Source organism: Bradyrhizobium australiense (assembly GCF_013114825.1).
Taxonomy (GTDB): Bacteria; Pseudomonadota; Alphaproteobacteria; order Rhizobiales; family Xanthobacteraceae; genus Bradyrhizobium; species Bradyrhizobium australiense.
The window spans coordinates 108,016-128,341 of record NZ_JAAVLX010000009.1 but is presented as its reverse complement, the minus strand read 5'-3'; the positions used below and the strand labels follow the sequence as shown (position 1 = coordinate 128,341).

Genomic DNA, 20,326 nt, shown 5'->3' with positions numbered 1-20,326 from the left:
CGGAGCAATGGACCAGACAACCGAGCCAGATTCCGTCCCGGCGACCAGCCGAATGCGGAGCGCCGCATTCGCCGTCCACATCTTAACGGCGTTGGGCGCGGGCGTCGCGCTGCTGGCGATGCTGGAGGCCGTACGCGAGCATTGGGCCAATATGTTCGGCTGGCTTGGCGTCGCCTTGATCGTCGACGCGATCGACGGCCCGCTTGCACGGAAACTGGATGTCGTGCGGTTGCAGCCGAACTGGTCGGGCGAGGTACTCGATCTCGTCGTTGATTTCGTGACCTATGTCTTCGTGCCGGCTTATGCCATCACCGCGAGCGGGATGCTGCTGCCGCTGGCGGCGCCGCTGCTCGGCATCGGCATCGTGGTATCGGGCGCGCTCTATTTTGCGGACCGGCGCATGAAGGCGTCGGACAATCACTTCCGCGGTTTTCCAGCGCTGTGGAACGCTGCGGCGTTTTATTTGTTCTTGCTGCACCTGCCGCCGGCCCTGTCCACTCTCGGAATAGCCATCCTGATCGCGCTGACATTCGCCCCGTTTCATGTGCTGCATCCGGTCCGCGTGGTTCGTCTGCGCTGGCTGACCCTATGGCTGCTTGCCGTCTGGGCTATGCTTGCAATGTATACGCTTGCGCGTGATTTCAATGTGGGCGCGCCGATCGTAGCCGGGCTGTGCGCCATTGCGGCCTATATGGTGGGAAGTGACGCGGTGATCCGGCGAATGAAGTCGTTCAGGGCATGATGGAATTGTTGACAAGCCCGGAAGCCTGGGCGGCGCTGCTGACGCTGACAGCACTGGAAGTCGTGCTGGGTATCGACAACGTCATCTTTCTGTCAGTGATCGTTTCGCGCATCCCGCCTGACCAGGCGAGACGGGCGCGCCAAATCGGTTTGCTGCTGGCGCTGATGTTCCGCATACTCCTGCTGAGCGTCCTGGTGTGGCTGATCGGCTTGACGGAGCCTGTTGTCACGGTGCGAAACGTCGAGTTTTCATGGCGTGATATCATCCTGATCGGCGGCGGCTTGTTCCTGATTGGCAAGGCGACGCACGAAATTCACGGTGAAGTGGAGGCGCGGGACGCCGAGCCCGATGCCGAGCCGAGAGCCAGCGCGTTCTTCTGGGTGATCATCCAGATCATCGTTGTCGACATGGTGTTCTCGCTGGATTCGATCATCACCGCGATCGGCATGGTGCGGGAGATCGAGATCATGATTGCGGCCGTCGTGATCGCCATCATCATCATGTACGTCTCATCAGGTCCGGTAGCACGGTTCGTGGCCGATCATCCGACTACCAAGATGCTGGCGCTGGCATTTCTGGTGCTGATCGGCGTGGCGCTGGTCGCGGACGGATTCAAATTCCATATCCCGCGCGGCTACATCTATTTTGCCATGTTGTTCGCGGCCTCCGTCGAACTGTTCAATGTGCTCGCCAGGCGCAATCGCAGGAGGGCCGCCAGATAGGCGGTTTGGCCGATCAGTTGACAAGGCGGCGTCGATGGCTTTCGTTGCGCGCTCAAGTCGGGCACTTGAGCAAATACCGAGGGAGAGACTGTCATGACCAAGGCGGTGCGTGTGCACAAGGTGGGGGGACCGGAAGCCCTGGTGTATGAGGACGTCGAGGTCCCGGCACCTGGACCGGGCGAGGTTCGCATCCGTCAGCATGCCGTCGGGCTGAACTTCATCGACGTCTATTTCCGTACCGGCCTCTACAAGGCGCCGGGACTGCCGTTCATTGCTGGCAATGAAGCCGCCGGCGAGGTTGTGGCCGTCGGGCCTGGCGTCACCAATTTTCATCCTGGCGATCGCGTCGCCTATTATTTCACGCTCGGCGGCTACGCCAGCGAACGGGTGATTCCGGCCGACAAGCTGGTCAAGCTGCCCGACCACATCACCTATGAGCAGGGCGCCGTCTTGATGCTCAAGGGGCTGACGGTCTGGTACCTGCTGCACAAGACCTTCAAGGTCGAGCCCGGCCACCGCGTGCTGATCCATGCCGCGGCGGGAGGCATCGGGCTCTTGGCCTGCCAATGGGCAAAGGCGCTCGGCGCGCATGTGATTGGCACCGTCGGCTCCAAAGCCAAAGCCGACCTCGCGCTCGCCAATGGCTGCGATCACGTCATCCTTTATACCGAGGAGGACTTCGTGGCGCGGGTCAAGCAGATCAGCCGCAACGAGCTCTGCGACGTCGTCTATGACGGCGTCGGCAAGACCACCTTTCCGGGCTCGCTGTCGTGCCTGCGGCCACGCGGCCTGTTCGTCAGCTTTGGCAACGCCTCCGGTCCGGTGCCGCCGTTCCCGCTCGCCGAGCTCAACAATCACGGCTCGCTGTTTGCCACCCGGCCGAAGCTCAATGACTATGTCAGCACCCGCAAGGACCTGCTCGAAGGCGCCGACACGCTGTTTGCCGCCGTCATCAACGGCAAGCTCCATGTGCCGATCAATCATGCTTACGCGCTGAAGGACGCGGCGAAGGCGCATACTGAGCTGGAGAGCCGGGCGACCACGGGGGCGGCGATCCTGCGGCCGTGATGACGCAGTTATTCCGGGATGGTGCGTTAGCACCAGACCCGGAATCTCGAGATTCCGGGTTCGATGCTGCGCATCGCCCCGGAATGACGTGAGCGCGACTACGCCACCCGCCGCGCCGCACCTGCCTTCACCAAAATCGCATCAAGGCAATCGATCATTAGCGATATCTCCTCACGCGTGACGTTAAGCGCCGGCATAAAGCGGAGCGCATCGGGCTGCGGCGAGTTGATGAGGACACCATCGGCAAGCGCCTCGGCTACGATCGCGGCGCCGATCGGCAGCTTCAGGTCGAGTGCCAGCAACAGCCCGCGGCCGCGAACTTCGCCAAGACCGTGCCGTGCGGACAGTTTTTGCAGTTCGCTTTCCAGGAACAGCCCGGCGTCCGCAGCCGTCTTCAGGAATTGCGGCTTCGAAACCTCCTCAAGCACGGCAAGGCCAGCGGCGCACATCAACGGATTGCCGTTGAACGTGCCGCCCTGGTCGCCGTGTTCGAAGCAGGAGGCATGTTCGGTAGCGAGCAGGGCGGCGAGCGGCACGCCGCCGCCGATGCCCTTGCCGAGCGTCATGATGTCGGGCTCGATGCCGGCGTGTTCGTAATGGAATAGCTTTCCGGTCCGGCCCATGCCGGTCTGGATCTCGTCGACGATCAGCAGCAGACCGTGCTCTTTCGTCAGCGCGCGCAACTGCTTCAGGAATTGATCGGTTGCCGGCCAGACGCCGGCTTCGCCCTGGATCGGCTCCAGCATCACGGCGACCGTGTTGTCGGAGATCAGCGCCTTCACTGAATCGAGATCGTTGAGCTTGGCCTTGCGGAAGCCCGATACTTTCGGCTCGAACAGCGGCTCGAACGCCTTCTTGCCCGATGCGGACATCGTTGCAAGCGTGCGGCCGTGAAATCCGCCTTCGAACGTGATGATTTCGAATGCACCGTTCTTGAATTTCGCGCCGTACTTCCGCGCCAGCTTGATGGCGCCTTCATTGGCCTCCGCGCCGGAATTCGCAAAGAAGACCTGATCGAAGCAGCTCTTCTCGCGAAGTGCTTGCGCGAGCTTCAGGCTGGGACCGTTGTAGAAGGCGGGGCTTGGCGTCAACAGCAGTTTTGCCTGCGCCGCAAGCGCGTCAGCGACGACCGGCGGCGAATGGCCGAGGCAGTTGACGGCCCAACCCTGCATGAAATCGAGATAGCGCTTGCCGGCGTCATCCCAGAGATACGCGCCTTCGCCGCGGACAAACACGGCCTGCGGGCGGGCGGTGATGTTCATCAGCGCCTCGAACGGATGGGCGGCTTGGGTCATGTCGATCTCCTCAGGGTTTGGGGAAGGGGCAGGCCGAAACGCAAGAAGGCCGCACGTTTGAGGGTGCGGCCTTCTCGAAAACTTGGCTGAAACTAGCTAATCAGCGTCGTCGTCGGACACGGCGCAACCCATCATCGTCGCTGGAGCGGCGACGCAGGCAGGCGCGGCGGTTGGTCCGGTTCAGTTTCATGGCGACGGCCCATACAGCCGAACGGTGCGCCATGTCAAGCAGCGTCGGGTGTTCAGAACCCCGCGACGCTGCCGTGCAGGTCGTATTGATCGGACCGTTCGATCTTCGCGGTGACAATCTCGCCGACCTTCAGCGGGCGGCGGCTGGAAAGATAGACCGCGCCGTCGATCTGCGGCGCGTCGGCCTTTGAGCGGCCCTTTGCGACCGTCGGCCCGACCTCGTCGACGATGATCTGCCGCCTGGTGCCGACCTTGCGCTTCAGACGCCGTGCGGAGATTTTCTGCTGCCGGGTCATCAGCGCATTCCAGCGCTCCTGCTTGACCTCGTCAGGCACCGCATTGCCGATCGCATTCGAGCTTGCGCCCGCGACCGGCTCGTATTTGAAGCAGCCGAGACGATCGATCTCGGCCTCTTCGAGCCAGTCGAGCAGATAGGCGAAGTCGGAATCCGTTTCGCCGGGAAAGCCGACGATGAAGGTCGAGCGCAGCGTGAGCTCAGGGCATTCCTCGCGCCACTTCTTGATCCGCGCCAGCGTCTTTTCCTGCGCGGCGGGACGCTTCATGGCTTTGAGGACTTCCGGGCTTGCATGCTGAAAGGGGATGTCGAGATAGGGCAGGATCTTGCCCTCGGTCATCAGGCCGATGACTTCGTCGACATGCGGGTAAGGGTAGACATATTGCAGCCGCACCCAGGCGCCGAGTTCGCCGAGTTCCTTGGCGAGGTCGAAGAATTTGGCGCGGACCTGGCGATCCTTCCACGGACTTTCCGCGTACTTCACGTCGACGCCGTAGGCCGACGTGTCCTGCGAGATAACAAGCAATTCCTTGACGCCGGCTGCGACGAGCCTCTCCGCCTCGCGCAGCACGTCGTTGGCCGGACGCGACACCAGGTCGCCGCGCAGTTTTGGGATGATGCAAAAACTGCAGCGGTTGTTGCAGCCTTCGGAAATCTTCAAGTAAGCGTAGTGCCGCGGCGTCAGCTTGACGCCCTGCGGCGGCACCAGATCGAGGTGCGGATTATGGACCGGCGGCAAGGCCCGGTGCACCGCCTCCAGCACGCTCTCATACTGCTGCGGGCCTGATATCGAGAGCACGCCCGGATAGGCCGCCTCGATCTGCTCGGGTTCCGCGCCCATGCAGCCGGTAACGATGACCTTGCCGTTCTCGGCCATCGCTTCGCCGATGGCGCCAAGCGATTCCTGCTTGGCGCTGTCGAGGAAGCCACAGGTGTTGACGATCACGATGTCGGCGCCGTCGTGCTTGCGGGCCAGCTCATAGCCTTCGGCGCGCAGCCGGGTGATAATGCGCTCGGAATCCACCAGCGCCTTGGGGCACCCAAGCGAAACAAAGCTGACTTTGGGCGCAGCGGCCTGTTGCATATCTAGATCTGCCTGATTGATGTGCACGAACTAGTCCCAATTGTCCATAATTACAAGGCTTTGCGCCGGCTTCTGACGTGCTATGGATGCCCGGCCAGGGTATGAGTTGATCGATGAGCGCTGAGTCGTCGCCGAAAATCGTCATTGTCGACGAGAGCCCGATCCGGGCCGCAATCCTGGAAGAGGGGTTGCGGGAGGCGGGCTTTACCGGTGTCGTACATATCAGCGAAATGCAGAGCCTGCTGGCGCGGATCTATGCGCTTGATCCCGACGTCATCCTGATCGATCTGGAAAATCCCAGCCGCGACGTGCTGGAACAGATGTTCCAGGTCAGCCGCGCGGTGCGGCGGCCGATTGCGATGTTCGTCGACCAGAGCGATGCGGCTTCAATCCAGGCCTCCGTCGATGCCGGCGTCTCCGCCTACATCGTGGACGGCCTGAAGAAGGAGCGGATCAAGCCGATCCTCGACCTCTGCATTTCCCGCTTCAACGCCTTCTCCAAGCTGCAGGATGAGCTCGATCGTACCAAGTCGGCGCTCGAGGAGCGCAAGGTGATCGACCGCGCCAAGGGAATCCTGATGAAGGTGAAGGGTCTCACCGAAGAGGAGGCCTATGTGCTGATGCGCTCTACCGCGATGCGCGAGAAAAAGAAGATCGGCGAGATCGCGCAGTCGATCCTGACCGCGTCGGAGTTGCTGAAATGACCACACCGCTGCATATCGGCTTCATTCCGCTGGTCGACGCGGCCGCGCTGATCATCGCCGTCGACAAGGGCTTTGCGGCCGCCGAAGGGCTCGACGTCACGCTGGTGCGCGAAGTGTCGTGGTCCAACGTCCGCGATAAGCTCAATATCGGCCTGTTCGATGCGGCGCATCTGCTGGCGCCGGTAGCGATCGCCTCAAGCCTGGGCTTAGGCCACGTCAAGGTGCCGATCGTGGCGCCGTTCAATCTGGGCCTCAATGGCAATGCAATCACGGTGTCGCCGGCGCTGCATGTCGCGATCATGAGTGAGATCGAGGGCGAGGTCGTCGATCCCATGGCCACTGCACTGGCGCTTGCCCGCGTGGTTGCGAAGCGGCGCCAGAGCGGCGCAGAACCGCTGACGTTCGGCATGACATTCCCGTTCTCCACCCATAATTACCAGCTCCGGTTCTGGATGGCGGCGGGTGGGGTCGATCCCGACGAGGATGTGCGCCTGGTGGTGCTGCCGCCGCCCTATATGGTGGACAGCCTTGCCAGTGGCCATGTCGATGCGTTCTGCGTCGGGGCGCCCTGGAACTCGGTTGCGGTCGATCTCGGCGTCGGTCACATCCTGCATTTCGTCTCTGATATCCTGGTGCGCGCGGCGGAAAAGGTTCTCGCCGTCAGGCAAAGCTGGTCGGAAAAGAATCCGAGCGTACTGGCTGCCCTGATCCGGGCGGCTGCCCACGCCGCCGAATACATCGAAGATCCCGGAAACCGCGCCGAGGCCGCCCATGTCCTGGCGCGGCCCGAACGGCTCGGCGTCGGTGCCGAGGTGATCCAGCGCACCCTCGACGGCCGACTGAAGATTTCACCCGCCGGCCAGCGGCGCGAGAGCGGCCGTTATCTTTTGGTCGGGCGCGAAGGGGCAGGCCGGCCCGATCCAGCGCAGGCCGCCTGGCTCTACGCTCAGATGGTGCGCTGGCGACAGACAGAGATGCGGCCGGATGCGCTGCGAACCGCGATGGCGGTCTTCAGGCCCGAGCTCTACGACGCCGCCATGGGAGGTCCGGGGGCAGCCCCCGACACGCCGGGTGCCATCGGCGCCTTTGCCGGTCCCGCGTTCGACCCGGGGGACATCGCCGGGCATCTGGCGGCTTTCAAGATCGGGCATGGAAGCCATAAGCCGATCGATTGAAGCAATATTAGGCAATTGTCCGAGCCGTATAATTTTTAGGCAAGCTGCTCAGGAATCAACTATGAAGTTCGCTTCATAGTTTCAAGTTCCTCTTCCGAACATATTGAAATCTCAAGATATTCGTCGCGACTCCATCTGGCACGCAACTTGTATGGTGCAGTGCAGTCGGCTCGTCGCAGATGCCTGCTGACCTACGTCCATGATGGATTTCCGCAGCAACGAAGCTGGACGGACCGAATACCGGAATCTGAGCGCGGCGCCATCGCCGAGCCGACTTCCCAGGCGGTCCACCCCATTCGTTGACGCCACGGATCGTGGCCGCAGGAGTTTCGTCGCGCATGAAAATCGAACCGATCCCAGTCGACTTTACCGACGAGCAGAAGCGCTATCTCGAGGGCTTTACCACCGGCTTGCAGATCAGCCGCGCCGGGCGCGGCCTCGGTAATGCCGGCAAAGCGAATGCCGAACCGACCGGGCCGGATGCCGCGCACATCAAGGCGCAGGACAAGGTAATCGCCTCCGGCAAGAAGCTCGCCGACCCGGAAAAGTTCAAGCGCGAGGAGCATCCGTTCGATGCCTATCCGCGGCTGAAGCAGCAGGCACTCGACAACGCGTCGCCGAACCCTGCGGATAATTTCCGCTGGCGCTATTACGGCCTGTTCTACGTGGCGCCGGCGCAGGATTCCTACATGTGCCGCTTAAGGATCCCGAACGGCATCCTGAAGCACTGGCAGTTCGCGGGGCTGGCTGATCTTGCCGAGCGGCTGTGCGGACCATTCTGCCACGTCACCACGCGGGCTAATCTGCAGGTGCGGGAAATTCCGCCCAACAATGCGGTGGTCCTGATCGAGGGCATTCAGGATCTCGGCCTCTGCTCGCGCGGCACCGGCGCGGACAACATTCGCAACGTCACGGGCACGCCGACGGCTGGGATCGACCCGCAGGAGCTGATCGATACCCGCGACTATGCCCGCGAGTGGCATTATCACATCCTCAACGATCGCTCGCTGTACGGTCTGCCGCGCAAGTTCAACGTTGCCTTCGACGGTGCCGGCAAGATCGCCGTACTGGAAGACACCAACGACATCGCATTCACGGCGGTCGAGGTGAAGGGCGGTTTTGGCGCCGAACCCGGCGTCTGGTTTCGGCTGGGGATCGGCGGCGTCACTGGTCACAAGGATTTTGCAAAATACACCGACATCATCGTCAAGCCGCCTGATGCCACCAAGGTCGCCGATGCCATCGTGCGCATCTTCATCGATCTCGGCGACCGCGCTAATCGCAACAAGGCGCGGCTGAAATATGTGCTCGACGGGATGGGCCACGACAAGTTCCTTAAGCTCGTCGAAGAGCGGCTCGGCAAGCCCTTCACCCGCGTGTCGCCGGAGGCGCTTGCGCCGCGGCCGGCCTCGGACCGCACGGCGCATATCGGCGTGCACAGGCAGAAACAGGTCGGGCTGAACTGGATCGGCGTGTCACTGCCGCTCGGCAAGGTCACCTGCGAGCAGATGCGGGGGCTAGCCAAAATAGCGCAGGATCTTGGTGACGGCGATATCCGGCTGACGGTGTGGCAGAACCTGCTGATCCCCGGCGTGCGCGACGAAAGCGTCGAGCTCGCGGTCGCCGCGATCAAGGCGATCGGGCTTGCGGTCGAGGCGTCGCAAATTCGGGCCGGGCTGATCGCCTGCACCGGAAATACCGGCTGCCGATTTGCGGCGTCGAACACCAAACGTCATGCCGCCGAAATCGGCGACTGGTGCGAGCCGCGCGTCAACATCGAGACGCCCCTCAACATCCATGTCACCGGCTGCCATCATTCCTGCGCGCAGCACTACATCAGCGATATCGGCTTGATCGCGGCGAAAGTGGATCTTGGCGAAGATGTCGATCCCGTCGAGGGCTATCATCTCTTCACCGGCGGCGGCTTTGGTCCCGACGCCGATATCGGGCAGGAGGTCTATCGCGACCTCAAGGCCGAGGATGCGCCGAGGACAGTCGAGAAACTGCTGAAGGCCTATCTCACGCATCGCGTATCGCCCGATGAGACGTTCCTGACATTTGCGCGCCGCCATGACGGCGAGACGCTGCGCAAGCTTGCGGATGCTGAGGTGTCCTCATGAACCAGATCACGCCTCCACCCAAGATCGAGATCATTCCCTCAAACGCGCCGTTTTCCGAAGCGCAGCGCTCCTGGCTGAACGGGTTCTTTGCCGGACTTCTGTCCGATGCGACGCCGTTGTCCGCGGAACAAGGCGCGGCCGTTATGCAGGGCTCAGCCGGCGACGGCGATGACGGCGAAGCGCCGTGGCACGACCAGACCATGCCGATTGCCGAACGCATGAAGCTGGCCGAAGGCCGGCCGTTGCGGCGGCGCATGATGGCGGCGATGGCGCAGCAGGATTGCGGCCAGTGCGGCTACGACTGCCACAACTATTCGGAGGCGATTGCGAACAGGAGCGAAGCGCGGCTCAACCTCTGCGTCCCCGGCGGCAAGGAAACCGCGCGGATGCTGAAGTCGCTCTATGAGGAGATCGACAAGGCATCCGCACCGTCACCGGTGCCTGCGGCAGCGACGGCTGCGGTTGCAACGACAGCGGCAGGCGAACCTGGCCGCTCGCGCGACAATCCCGCGGACGCAAAATTCCTGTCGCGGCGACTGCTCAACGGCAAGGGCTCCGAAAAAGAGACCTGGCATATCGAATTCGATCTCTCCGGATGCGGTCTCGACTATGTCGTGGGCGATTCGTTCGGCATCTTTGCGCGCAACGACGTCGGTCTGGTCGACCAGATCATCGCGCTCCTGGGCGCCTCCCATACCACGGAGGTAAGGGGAAAGACGCTGCGCGAAGTATTGCGCGACGACGTCTCGCTGTCGCCGGCGCCGGATTCCCTGTTCGAACTGATCTCGTATCTGACCGGCGGCGCGTTGCGTGAAAAAGCCCGTGCGCTGGCACAGGGCGAGGATCCCGATGGCGACGCGCCAACGCTCGACGTCATGGCGGTGTTGCAGAAGTTCTCCCGCGTCCGCCCGCATCCTGAGGCCTTCGTCGAGGCGCTGGAGCCGTTGCAGCCGCGGCTTTATTCGATCTCATCGTCGCACAACGCCACGCCCGGAAGGCTATCGCTGACGGTGGATTGCGTGCGCTATCTGGTCAACAAACGTCGACGTCTGGGGCTGGCCTCGACGTTTCTTGCCGAGCGCATCAATCCCGGCGACGAGGTGAAGGTCTATGTGCAGAAGGCCCATGGCTTCGCCCTGCCGCAGGATCCCAAAACGGCGATCATTATGGTCGGGCCCGGCACGGGTATCGCGCCGTTCCGCGCCTTCCTGCTAGATCGCCGCGCCACCGGCGCGCCCGGCAAGAACTGGCTGTTCTTCGGCCATCAGCGCAGCGATTGCGATTTCTTCTATGCCGACGAACTCAACGCGATGAAGACGTCGGGCCTCTTGACGCGATTGTCGCTGGCGTGGTCGCGAGATGGCGAGAAGAAGTTCTACGTGCAGGACCGCATGCGCGAGGTTGGCCGCGAGGTATGGACGTGGCTAGCCGAAGGCGCCCATGTCTACATCTGCGGCGATGCCAAGCGGATGGCCAAGGACGTCGAGCGCGCACTGGTAGACATCATCGCCCAATTCGGCGCCCGAACCACTGACGAGGCCGTCAGCTTCGTCGGGGAACTGAAGAAGAACGGCCGGTTCCAGCAGGACGTTTACTAATTCGGGTTCCAGCTCACTCAAATCGGCCCGAATAAAATTCTCGCCCTGGTCGGGCGGAGGGGAATTTTCCCTCGAAATGGAGTGCGGCGGAGCGTCCGTATCACTATTTTTGCGGATATCTTGCATCCCTGCGCGATCGATATTCCATATGCAATCCATGCCGCGTTGGAGATCGATCATGCGCGAACTATCGGCGGAAACCCGCCTGCACCTTTACGCACGCTCGGTGTCCCGCCGTTCCGGCACCGGCTTTCATACCGCCGCGCTCTACAGCGCGTTCGCGCTCATTGCCGCTATTGTCTTCGGTACGTTGTCGGTCCACCCGTTCTGAGCTTCTTGTAAGGTGGGCAAAGGCGCGTTTGCGCCGTGCCCACCATCAGCACTCCGCTCGCGATGGCGGACACGCTTCGCTTTGCCCACCCTACGGTTCTGATATCAACCCGCCGTCTTGAACGGCGCGACCGTAATGCCCGCATCCTTCAATGCCTGACGCACGCCTCGCGCAATGTCGACTGCGCCTGGCGTATCGCCGTGAATGCATACAGTGTCGGTGCGCATCTTGATCACCTTGCCGGTGACGGAGACGACCGCGCCATCCTGCACCATTCGCACGACGCGGTCGGCGATTTGTTTGGCATCGTGCAGCACAGCGCCCGGTTTCTTGCGCGACACCAGCGAGCCATTGTCTTCATAGGCACGGTCGGCAAACACCTCGTGGACCATCGGCAGGTTGGCGGATTCGCCGGCCTCTACCAGCTTGGAATTGGCGAGCACCACGAAGATCAGATTGGGATCGACCGCCTTGATACCGTTCGCGATGGCCTTCGCGGTCATGTCGTCCTCGCAGGCGACATTGGAGAGCGCGCCATGCGCCTTGACGTGGCTGACCTTGTAACCGGCCGCGGTTGCAATCGCCTGCAGCGCCCCGATCTGGTAGGCGACGAGGTTCTCAATCTCCGAAGACTTCAAGCCCGGGACCGGCCGCCGGCCGAAGCCGTGCAGGTCGTGATAGCCGGGATGCGCGCCGACAGAGACGCCGCGCGCTTTCGCCAGTTCGACCGTGCGGCGCATGATGTCGGGATCGCCTGCATGAAAGCCACAGGCGACATTCACCGACGTCGCAAGCTCGATCATCGCGGCGTCATTGCCCATTTCCCACGCGCCAAATCCTTCGCCGAGATCGCAATTGAGGTCGATGGTTGTCATGTTGTCCGTCCGCTTCTCGTGAGTGGATGGTAGTCAGTCCGGGCCCGCTATGTCGGCCAGAGATACTGCGTGCCAGGTTCCGGCATCGACCGCGCTGACGGCGTGCCCCGCGACATTGGCATCGTGCAGCGCGTCGACGTTGAGATCAACGCTTTCGATTGCTCGCAGCCGCTCGGGCAGGGTGCGCAGCAGTTCCGCGAATTTCCGCGCTTCCGCCTGCGCTTCGGCCATGCTGACGGCCCTGAAGCGAAAGCCGCGGCCGGCTGGGATCTGTGCCAAGCGGCCGAGGTCGGCCGAGATCACGGTTGCGATCTTCGGATAGCCGCCGCTGGTGCCGCGATCCGGCATCAGCACGATCGGCTGGCCGTTGCCGGGCACCTGCAGGCTGCCGTTCACGGTACCGTCGGAAACGATGTTGTGGCCGTGGAGGTGCTTGAGGATGGGCCCCTCGAGCCGATAGCCCATCCGGTCACTGGTTGCCGATATCTTCCATTCGCTGTCGACAAACAGCTTTTTAGTCTCGTCGGCGAATTCGTCATCCTGCGGACCCCAGACCACGCGGATTGGCGCGTCGCCTGCCGCGGGCAGCTCGATCCGCCGCTCTGGCGCGCCGCTTGCGGCCTTCGTCGGCAGTTCGTCGCCGGCCTGCAGCGGGCGTGGATAGGGGCTGCCGAGGCCGGCGCGCGCGTTGACGGCGAGGCTACCGAACATCGGCTCGCCGATAACGCCGCCTTCGATCGCGAGATAGCTGAACGAGCCGCCGCGGGCAAAGCCGAGCGTCAACGTCTCGCCATCGGCCAGCCTTGCGGAAGTATCTGGTGCCACGGCGCGGCCTGCGATATCGGCATTGCGCGGAGTTCCCGTCAGCGCGACGCGCACCGCGCCGCCGCGCGCGGTGAACTTGGCTCCGAACGGACCGACCTCGACCGCCGCCGTGAACGGCTCATTGCCGACCAGCGTGTTGGCGGCCGCCAACGCCAGCCGATCCATCGCGCCGCTCGGCACCAAGCCGTAGCGCTGGGCGCCGGGACGTCCACCGTCCTGTACCGAACTTGCCGGGCCGATCGACGCGATGACGAGCTTGGTCATAAAGCGATCTGCTCGGCAATGAATTCACCGGCTTCGGCGGCGCGATCCTGTTCCGCAAAGGTCTTGGCATCGACGGACGTGAAGGTGACGTTGTCGCCCGGCTCCAGCAGGAAGATCGGCTCGCGATGGAGCTGGTAGGTGCGGACCGCCGTCCGTCCCAGAAGGTGCCAGCCGCTCGGGCCCGCGAGGCACTGCACACCCGTCTGTACGCCACCGATCGAGATAGTGCCGGCCGGCGTCAGCAAGCGCGGGTTCTGCCGCCGCGGCATGTGCAGGCTATCCGCAAGCCCGCTGAGATAGGACCAGCCCGGCGTAAAGCCGATCATCGCGACCCGGTAGTCGCCGGCAACATGCCGCGCCACAATCTCGTCCGGCGTCGTGTTGAGGGTTTGGGCGACGTCCTCCAGGTCGATGCCGTGCTCGCCGCCATAGACCACCGGAATGCGCCAGCGCCGGACCTTCGTCGTTGGCGGCACCGGTCGTTTTGCGAGCGCGAGAATTTTTTCGCTGAGCTTGTCGAAATCGATCTGCACGGGGTCGTAATGGACCAGCAGCGACCGATACGTCGGCACAGCCTCGGTGACGCCTGGGATGGGCTCAGCAGCCAGAGCGCGGTCGAGCGCCAGCACCCGCCGGTTGGCGGCGTCGTCGATATTGCGGCTGAATTCCACCGTGACGGCGCTGTCGCCACTCGGCAACAGGCGGGGCGGGGATAGCGTTGCGGCCATGACCTCTAAACTGTCTCGCAGCTCTCGTGCTAGGCACAAGCTGTAGCGTGTTTTGGGCGTGAGTGGAATTCGCTTCGCGCGAAATCACCCAGTAAGTTCAATAAATTAATCTGCATTCCGATGATAAGATGTTGTGATCGCGCTTTTTTCTACGAGCTCTTGACGCGATGCCCGCACCCCGCAAGATGCGCTACCTTTCATCCATCCTCCGGAGCCTACATTCCAGATGTCCCTGTCACCCGAAGCCATCGCGACCCTGTCCGGCGTGTCGACCGCCACCATCACCACCGTGCTGCTCAAGAAGGGCCTGCGAAACGTCTGGATGCGCGGCACCAAGCCGCTGCGGCCGGGGCAGCCGCGGCTGGTCGGACCGGCCTTTACGCTGCGCTTCGTGCCCGCGCGCGAAGATCTCGCTACCCCGGAATCCTGGTCGTCGCCGATTTCGACCCGCACTGCGATCGAAGCGATGCCGAAGGGCTGCATCGCCGTGGTGGACGCCATGGGTGTCTCCGATGCCGGCATTTTCGGCGACATCCTCTGCGCGCGCATGGTCAAGCGCGGCGTTGCCGCGCTGATCACCGATGGCGTGGTGCGCGACGTCGAAGGCGTGCTCGGCACCAATCTCCCGGTCTGGTGCGATGGCTTTGCCGCGCCGCCTTCGGTGGCTGGGCTGACCTTCGTCGGCTGGGGTGAGCCGATCGGCTGCGGCGGGGTCGCGGTATTCCCGAATGACATCGTCGTCGCCGACCAGGACGGCGCCGTGCTGATCCCGCAGGCGCTGCTCGATCACGTGCTGGCTGAAGGGCCGGAACAGGAGCGGATGGAAGCCTGGATCGTCAACGAGGTGAATAACGGCGCGGCATTGCCCGGACTCTATCCGATGAACGCCGAGACCAAGGCGCGCTACGCCGCGACGAAGAAATGACATCAACAAGCAAAGGCAACTCCATGGAAATCCATTTCGCTGGCTCCCGGCCGACGCGCCGGGCGCCGCCGGACTACTTCACCGGCACCGTGCTGCAGGATCCCATCATCGCAACCGAGCAGCCGGCACGGCTGGTCTCGACGCGCGTCTCCTTCGAGCCCGGCGCGCGCACCGCATGGCATACGCATCCGCTGGGCCAGACGTTGTACGTGATCTCAGGCGTTGGCCGGGTGCAGGCCAAGGGCGGCCCCATCAGGGAAATCCGCCCCGGCGATGTCGTGTGGATTCCGCCGGGCGAGAAGCACTGGCACGGCGCTTCGCCGACCAACAGCATGACCCACATTGCCATGCAGGAAGCGCTCGACGGAAGCTACGTCACCTGGATGGAGCATGTGACGGACGCGGAATATTCCGCGAAAGTCGGCTGAGTACCTGCCGCTTCACATCCGCTGCGCGGTCCAGGTGCCCGAGCAGAGCGCCGCGCGCCATGTGCCCGATCCTGACGTGCCCGTGAGAACCCCGGAGCCGACCGCCCGCTTCATGCCGCTCGCAAGCGTTACGCGGATGGCACCGGCTTCGGCTACGCGGCCGGACGCCGTTACAGCCGTGTTGTGGGAGGCGACTTGGCCGTTGTTGATGCCGATCGAGACCGAAGCGCCGCTGCTGCAGGCAGCATTCGACGAGGCGATCTGCACACTCCAGTCACCGTCGAATGTCGCGGCCGCGGATGGTGCCGCAAGGCCCAGTGCAGGAAGCAGCAAAGCGGCTGCGACGGATTTCCGAGACTTTACCATGACGTGCCCCTTTTGGTTTCGACACGATCACGATCTCACAGCAGCTCCATGACGACTGTGATTGCCATCACGCGTCAAGATTCCAAGAAAAAGCCCCGCGCAGCGGCGGGGCTTCGGTCGAATGCGCGAGCCATGCCTGCGGGTCAGTTGACGCGGGTCCAGGTCTGGCCGCCGCAGAACATGCCGCCGAACGCGCAGCCCTGAACGCGCAGGCTGTCGGTGCCCTTCAGCGCGATCGTCGAATCGTAGGTGCTGCCGGTATTCGGATCGAAAATCCGGCCGCTCCACTTGTCCTTACCGGGCTTCATGTTGATCAGGACCTGCTCGCCGTTCTGGTTCGACTTCTTGTCGACGGAGTAGCCGCAGAGATTGGGGCCGCACGGTTCGATCCGCACCTTGCCTTCCTTCTCCTCCGTCAGCCAAACGCCAAACGGTGAGTTCGCAGGCTGCGCCGCCGAAGCTGCCGGAGCCGCGGCCTGTTTCTGTTGTTGCGGCGGCGGTGGTGCTGGCGGGGCAACGGGGGCAGGTGCTGGCGCTACTGCCGGAGCGGCGTTCTGTTGCACGGGGGGAGCAGGGGGTGCTGCCGCAGGCGCGGCGGCGTCTGCCGGCGCAACGGCTGCCGTCGTGCTCGACGGCGTTGCCATTACTGCGGCGGGAGCGGCCGGAGCGGGGGCGGCAGGCGCTGGCGCAGCCGCTTGCTCAGTCGGTGCCGGCGCGGCCGGCGGTGGCGTCGTCTCGGGTACGGCCTGCGGGGCGGTCTTCGCCTGCTGCGGGGCTTTCCTGGCCGGACGGTCAAGATCGCCTTCCTCGCCGCGCGCGCGTTTGGTCTTCTTGCCGGTGTTGTCGTAGACGCCGGGGATGGAAACAGTGCCGCGATCGGGATCGATCGTGATGGTGCGGCCGCCATATTCGAAAGTGTACTGCGCCTGCGCAGCGGTGACGGTGCTCGCGAGCAATAGCGCGGCGATAGCGAAGCACTTCTTCATCATGACGACCTCCTGAACAGGGAATCCGGATTTCCGCAGCTACTACGCAGCGGCAGCTTCACTCAACGTGATCCAGATCACTTTCAAACTATAAGTCGTGTACTAGCGGCTTTGGTTCAATTCGACCGCGGCAGTCTAAATTGCGCCCAATGGACGGTCAATTTCCTCGGATAACAGACTTCTCCAAGCCGAGAATCAATCGAACCAAGCGGAATAAATTTTCCTGAAGCTTCCGTCCTGGATAGCCATGTGCAGCCACTGATCGACAAATGCTTTCAGCGCGATATCGCGCTGCAGCCAATAGGCCTTCTCGGCAAAGTCGAACGGCTTGTCCGGATGCACCGCGCAGAGCACGCCGGCGTGCTGCTTCTGCTGGTAGCGGGTTTCCGAAGCGTCCGTCATCATCAGGTCGGCATTGCCCTTGGCGATCTCGTCGAAAATCGTGACGTTGTCGTTCCACATCTTGATCTCGGCGTTCTTGATGTTCGCTTTGGTGAAGCGTTCATTGGTGCCGCCGGGATTGACGATGACGCGCGTGCCCGGCTTGTCGATATCGGTGATGGTCTCATACTTGCCCTGGTCGGCGCAGCGGGCGATCGGCGTCTTGCCCTCGCGCATGATCGGGGTCGAGAATAGTCCCTTCTTCTGCCGGTCGAGCGTGATCGAGACGCCGCCCATCGCGATATCGAAATTGTCGGATTCGAAATCCTTCATGAGCTGCGGCCACGCCGTTTGAACGAACTCGATCTTGACGCCCAGCGCCTTGCCCAGCGCTTCCGCCATGTCGACGTCGAACCCGCGGAATTTGGACGTGGCCTTGTCGAAATTGGTGAACGGCAGATAATCGCCGGTCATGCCGACCCGCAGCGTGCCGCGCTTGATGACTTCGTCGAGGCGGGAATTCGCCGGCTGAGCGTGGGCGACAACGGTCCATAGGACAGCGATTGCGAGGCTAACGAACACTCGAAGCATCAGGTCTTCTCCGCCGACAAATTAAATGACACTCTGAATCGATCGCGCCGATTTAAACCAGATATCCGCGCGGTGCCACCCGGAGAAATTGAAATCGTGACCATCTCGCTCTATGAGTCTTCCGTCGGCATGTTCGTGCCGTATCTCAGAAATCTGTCCGGACTTCTCGACAAGGCCTCGGCGCATGCCGAAGCCCAAAACATCGATCCCGCAGTCCTTCTGAACATGCGGCTCTCACCCACCATGTGCAGCCTGAAGCAGCAGATAGCAGAGGCCGATCGGCACGCGGTCGTTGGCTGCGCGTTGCTGGCCGGCCGGGTGCCTCACGGATTTTCGGACGCCGAGCCCGACGTTTCCGAGCTCAAGTCTCAGATATCCGAGGCGATCGAATTCGTGCAAGATTTGCCGCGGGCCGAGATCGAAGCTGCGGCCGACAAGGAAGTCGCTTTTACTTTCAAGAACGGGACGCAGCGGAAATTCACCGGAAATCGTTGCTGTTGACGTTCAGTGTTCCGCAGTTCTTTTTTCATGTCACGACAGCCTACGACGTCCTGCGCCATGCCGGTGTCGATCTGGTCAAGAAGGATTTCCTGGGGCCACAGAGATAGCCATTAACAAAGTTACGCCTCGCCGCTGTCCTTGCGGGCCAGATTGACGGTGGCGCTGTCCCTGGTCATCTCGCTCTTCAATTGCTCGAAGCGCCGGCGCGCGCCGCTTTCGCGATCGTCGACCATCTGGATCGCAGCTTCCCGCGACATCGGCCCGGTGACGATCGGCGCGGAATTCTCTCCAATGGTCTCGTCGACATAGTAGTCGCCGTTGTCGAGGCGGACCGTCCATTTGAAACGGATCGCGGTCATTGGGCCGGGTCCGAACTTGCAGTAGCCATGAGCCTCGATGGGCGGAGGAGACACGGGGATGGGCGGAGGGACCACCGGCGCGTGCTCCGCGACCGCGGTCTTTTCGGGTGCGCGACGGGCGTCCGGCGGGTCAAGAATACTGGCGATGGTCGCTAGGGCGTTGTCGGTCGGGTCGCTTTGGGTCACGGTTCAGCCTCCGGATCGAGCCCGTTTGCGGAATCATTATCCGTTGCCGCCCAAGGCCCTTTCCTTGCTTCCGAATAAAGCTGGGCTTTGTCAATCCGTGGCTTTTTTGGGGCGCAGCTAAGCGCAGATTGGAGGTGTTCTGTTCTTCCAGGGCTGGACCTGTTCGAGCTGGCCGGCCAGCCGGAACAGGGACGCCTCGTCGCCATACTTGGCCGAGAACATCATGCCGAGCGGCAATCCGGCCTTATTCCAGGCCAGCGGTACCGACATCGCGGGCTGGCCGGACATGTTGAACATGGACGTGCCGGGCATGTAGCGGCGCAGGATTGGGGCAATGTGCGACAGATCGTTTGACATCGTATTGAGTTCGCCGATGCGCAGCGGCGGCGCGCATAACGTCGGGCAGAGGAAGACGTCGCAGCTCTCGAAGAAGCTAGCCAGCGAGCGCGAAATCTGGAAGGCGGCGAGCTGGGCGGCGACATAGTCGGTCGCAGAGGTCCTCTTCGCGTTGCGCGAATGCGCCAGTGTCAATATCTCGAGATCATTCTGCGTCATCTCTCGCCCGAGCCGCTGCTCGATCAGCCGCACGGTCAGCGCGGTATTGCCGCCGACGATGGTGGCCATCACTGCGGCCGGATCGGCAGCAAGCGCCGGCGCCCGTTCCTCGACGTGATGACCGAGCCCCGCCAGAAGGCTTGCGATTTCACGCACGGCGGCCGCGATTTCCGGATCGATGGCGTCGCCATATGGCGATTTATCGGTGAAGGAAACACGAAGCTTGCCGGGGTCGCGGCCGACTTCCTGCGAAAACGGCCGTTCCGGCGGCGGCGCGACGTAGGGGCTCGACGACTCGGGACCGTGAATCGCGTCCAGCATCACCGCGCTGTCGCGCACGCTGATGCTCACGACATGGCCGCAGGCGAATCCGCCCCAGCCTTCGCCGCGATCGGGGCCGAGCGGATTGCGTGCTCGGGTCGGCTTTAGGCCGAATACGCCGGAGGCGGAGGCGGGGATGCGGATCGAGCCGCCGCCATCGCTGGCATGCGCGACGGGGACGATGCGGGCTGCAACGGCCGCCCCCGCGCCGCCGGATGATCCGCCGGAAGAATGCTCCAGATTCCAGGGATTGCGGGTCGGCCCAAACAGGCGCGACTCCGTCGTCGGCATCAGGCCGAATTCGGGACTCGAGCTCTTGCCGAAGATCGTTACGCCGGCATCGAGGAAACGCTGCGCGAGCGTCCCGGTGTGGTCAGCCACGAAATCTTGCAGGACCGTGGCGCCTGAGGTCGTGCGCGTACCTTCCAGGAGGTCGAGATCTTTCAGGAGGAACGGTACGCCGGTAAAAGGGCCGTCGGGTAGGCCGCGCTCGATCTGACGCTCGGCATAGTCGTAATGCTTGACGACGATGGCGTTGATCTGCGGATCGACCTTCGTGGTGCGGGCGATGGCCTCATAGAGCAATTCCGTGGCCGAGACCTCTTTCTTCCGAACCAGCTCGGCAAGGCCGACCGCGTCGTAATCGCCGTACTCCTTGAAGGCCATGCACACACCTCGCTTGCCGGCCGGCCGATAGACCGGCCACGCCTGG

General features: G+C 63.0%; 20 protein-coding genes and 1 pseudogene. 11 read left to right on the top strand and 10 right to left on the bottom strand.

All coding sequences use genetic code 11. The features are described from left to right. Positions 1 to 7 precede the first annotated feature (7 nt). From pcsA to HCN58_RS26465, 3 genes are all read left to right on the top strand, one after another. Positions 8 to 742 (top strand): phosphatidylcholine synthase, encoded by a 735-nt coding sequence (gene pcsA, locus HCN58_RS26475; RefSeq protein WP_171582303.1) that lies wholly within the window; start codon positions 8 to 10, stop codon positions 740 to 742. Further along, a complete protein-coding gene (locus HCN58_RS26470) occupies positions 739 to 1,464 on the top strand; it encodes a TerC family protein (RefSeq protein ID WP_171582302.1) in 726 nt (241 codons plus the stop codon). The genes pcsA and HCN58_RS26470 overlap by 4 nt, the downstream gene beginning before the upstream one ends. Positions 1,465 to 1,557: 93 nt before the next feature. Beyond that, positions 1,558 to 2,532 (top strand): quinone oxidoreductase family protein, encoded by a 975-nt coding sequence (locus HCN58_RS26465; protein WP_171582301.1) that lies wholly within the window; start codon positions 1,558 to 1,560, stop codon positions 2,530 to 2,532. 98 nt (positions 2,533 to 2,630) lie between these two features. Here the strand turns inward: HCN58_RS26465 and HCN58_RS26460 are convergent, their stop codons facing one another. Then, positions 2,631 to 3,827, bottom strand: coding sequence for an acetylornithine transaminase (locus HCN58_RS26460; protein ID WP_171582300.1), 1,197 nt, complete (start codon positions 3,825 to 3,827; stop codon positions 2,631 to 2,633). A gap of 242 nt (positions 3,828 to 4,069) precedes the next feature. Then, positions 4,070 to 5,395 carry a 30S ribosomal protein S12 methylthiotransferase RimO gene (gene rimO, locus HCN58_RS26455; protein WP_171582299.1) on the bottom strand — a complete coding sequence of 442 codons (1,326 nt, stop codon included), beginning with the start codon at positions 5,393 to 5,395 and terminating at the stop codon, positions 4,070 to 4,072. Between the two features lie 113 nt (positions 5,396 to 5,508). Between rimO and HCN58_RS26450 the strand changes: the two genes are divergently transcribed. The 5 genes from HCN58_RS26450 to HCN58_RS26430 all read left to right on the top strand — a co-directional run bounded on the left by HCN58_RS26450 (position 5,509) and on the right by HCN58_RS26430 (position 11,323). Further along, the gene (locus tag HCN58_RS26450) at positions 5,509 to 6,099 is read left to right on the top strand and encodes an ANTAR domain-containing response regulator (protein WP_028346026.1); all 591 of its coding nucleotides are present in this window, start codon (positions 5,509 to 5,511) and stop codon (positions 6,097 to 6,099) included. Continuing rightward, on the top strand, positions 6,096 to 7,274 hold the full coding sequence (locus HCN58_RS26445) for a CmpA/NrtA family ABC transporter substrate-binding protein (RefSeq protein ID WP_171582298.1): 1,179 nt from the start codon (positions 6,096 to 6,098) through the stop codon (positions 7,272 to 7,274). Before HCN58_RS26450 ends, HCN58_RS26445 begins: the two co-directional genes overlap by 4 nt. A gap of 338 nt (positions 7,275 to 7,612) precedes the next feature. Next, positions 7,613 to 9,394 (top strand): NirA family protein, encoded by a 1,782-nt coding sequence (locus HCN58_RS26440; protein WP_171582297.1) that lies wholly within the window; start codon positions 7,613 to 7,615, stop codon positions 9,392 to 9,394. Next, entirely contained in the window at positions 9,391 to 10,992 is a 1,602-nt protein-coding gene (locus HCN58_RS26435) for a sulfite reductase subunit alpha (protein WP_171582296.1), read from the top strand. Before HCN58_RS26440 ends, HCN58_RS26435 begins: the two co-directional genes overlap by 4 nt. A 178-nt stretch (positions 10,993 to 11,170) precedes the next feature. Next, positions 11,171 to 11,323 (top strand): hypothetical protein, encoded by a 153-nt coding sequence (locus tag HCN58_RS26430; RefSeq protein WP_171582295.1) that lies wholly within the window; start codon positions 11,171 to 11,173, stop codon positions 11,321 to 11,323. 104 nt (positions 11,324 to 11,427) lie between these two features. Here HCN58_RS26430 and HCN58_RS26425 read toward each other — a convergent pair whose 3' ends face one another. From HCN58_RS26425 to pxpB, 3 genes are read right to left on the bottom strand one after another with little or no spacing between them, the layout of a single operon-like run. After that, positions 11,428 to 12,198, bottom strand: a complete 771-nt coding sequence (locus HCN58_RS26425) for a LamB/YcsF family protein (protein ID WP_171582294.1) — start codon at positions 12,196 to 12,198, stop codon at positions 11,428 to 11,430. Positions 12,199 to 12,231: 33 nt separating this feature from the next. Continuing rightward, positions 12,232 to 13,287, bottom strand: coding sequence for a 5-oxoprolinase subunit C family protein (locus HCN58_RS26420; protein WP_171582293.1), 1,056 nt, complete (start codon positions 13,285 to 13,287; stop codon positions 12,232 to 12,234). Further along, on the bottom strand, positions 13,284 to 14,015 hold the full coding sequence (pxpB, locus tag HCN58_RS26415) for a 5-oxoprolinase subunit PxpB (protein ID WP_171582292.1): 732 nt from the start codon (positions 14,013 to 14,015) through the stop codon (positions 13,284 to 13,286). Before pxpB ends, HCN58_RS26420 begins: the two co-directional genes overlap by 4 nt. A 226-nt stretch (positions 14,016 to 14,241) precedes the next feature. Between pxpB and HCN58_RS26410 the strand changes: the two genes are divergently transcribed. Together HCN58_RS26410 and HCN58_RS26405 are read left to right on the top strand one after the other, a co-directional pair. After that, positions 14,242 to 14,940 carry a ribonuclease activity regulator RraA gene (locus HCN58_RS26410; RefSeq protein ID WP_028346033.1) on the top strand — a complete coding sequence of 233 codons (699 nt, stop codon included), beginning with the start codon at positions 14,242 to 14,244 and terminating at the stop codon, positions 14,938 to 14,940. 23 nt (positions 14,941 to 14,963) lie between these two features. After that, positions 14,964 to 15,368, top strand: coding sequence for a (R)-mandelonitrile lyase (locus HCN58_RS26405; protein WP_171582291.1), 405 nt, complete (start codon positions 14,964 to 14,966; stop codon positions 15,366 to 15,368). A gap of 12 nt (positions 15,369 to 15,380) precedes the next feature. Here HCN58_RS26405 and HCN58_RS26400 read toward each other — a convergent pair whose 3' ends face one another. From HCN58_RS26400 to HCN58_RS26390, 3 genes are all read right to left on the bottom strand, one after another. Then, positions 15,381 to 15,734, bottom strand: a complete 354-nt coding sequence (locus tag HCN58_RS26400) for a hypothetical protein (RefSeq protein WP_171582290.1) — start codon at positions 15,732 to 15,734, stop codon at positions 15,381 to 15,383. A 143-nt stretch (positions 15,735 to 15,877) separates the two neighbouring features. Beyond that, entirely contained in the window at positions 15,878 to 16,720 is an 843-nt protein-coding gene (locus tag HCN58_RS26395; RefSeq protein WP_171582486.1) for a DUF2147 domain-containing protein, read from the bottom strand. 195 nt (positions 16,721 to 16,915) lie between these two features. Next, positions 16,916 to 17,692, bottom strand: coding sequence for a transporter substrate-binding domain-containing protein (locus tag HCN58_RS26390; protein WP_171582289.1), 777 nt, complete (start codon positions 17,690 to 17,692; stop codon positions 16,916 to 16,918). Positions 17,693 to 17,821: 129 nt separating this feature from the next. On the opposite strand from HCN58_RS26390, the pseudogene HCN58_RS26385 reads away from it, so the two are divergent. Continuing rightward, a pseudogene (locus tag HCN58_RS26385) lies at positions 17,822 to 18,300 on the top strand (DUF1993 domain-containing protein). Positions 18,301 to 18,312: 12 nt separating this feature from the next. On the opposite strand, the gene HCN58_RS26380 reads toward HCN58_RS26385, so the two are convergent. Beyond that, the gene (locus HCN58_RS26380) at positions 18,313 to 18,738 is read right to left on the bottom strand and encodes a hypothetical protein (RefSeq protein ID WP_171582288.1); all 426 of its coding nucleotides are present in this window, start codon (positions 18,736 to 18,738) and stop codon (positions 18,313 to 18,315) included. A 117-nt stretch (positions 18,739 to 18,855) separates the two neighbouring features. Beyond that, a complete protein-coding gene (locus tag HCN58_RS26375; protein ID WP_171582287.1) occupies positions 18,856 to 20,280 on the bottom strand; it encodes an amidase in 1,425 nt (474 codons plus the stop codon). Positions 20,281 to 20,326: the final 46 nt, after the last annotated feature.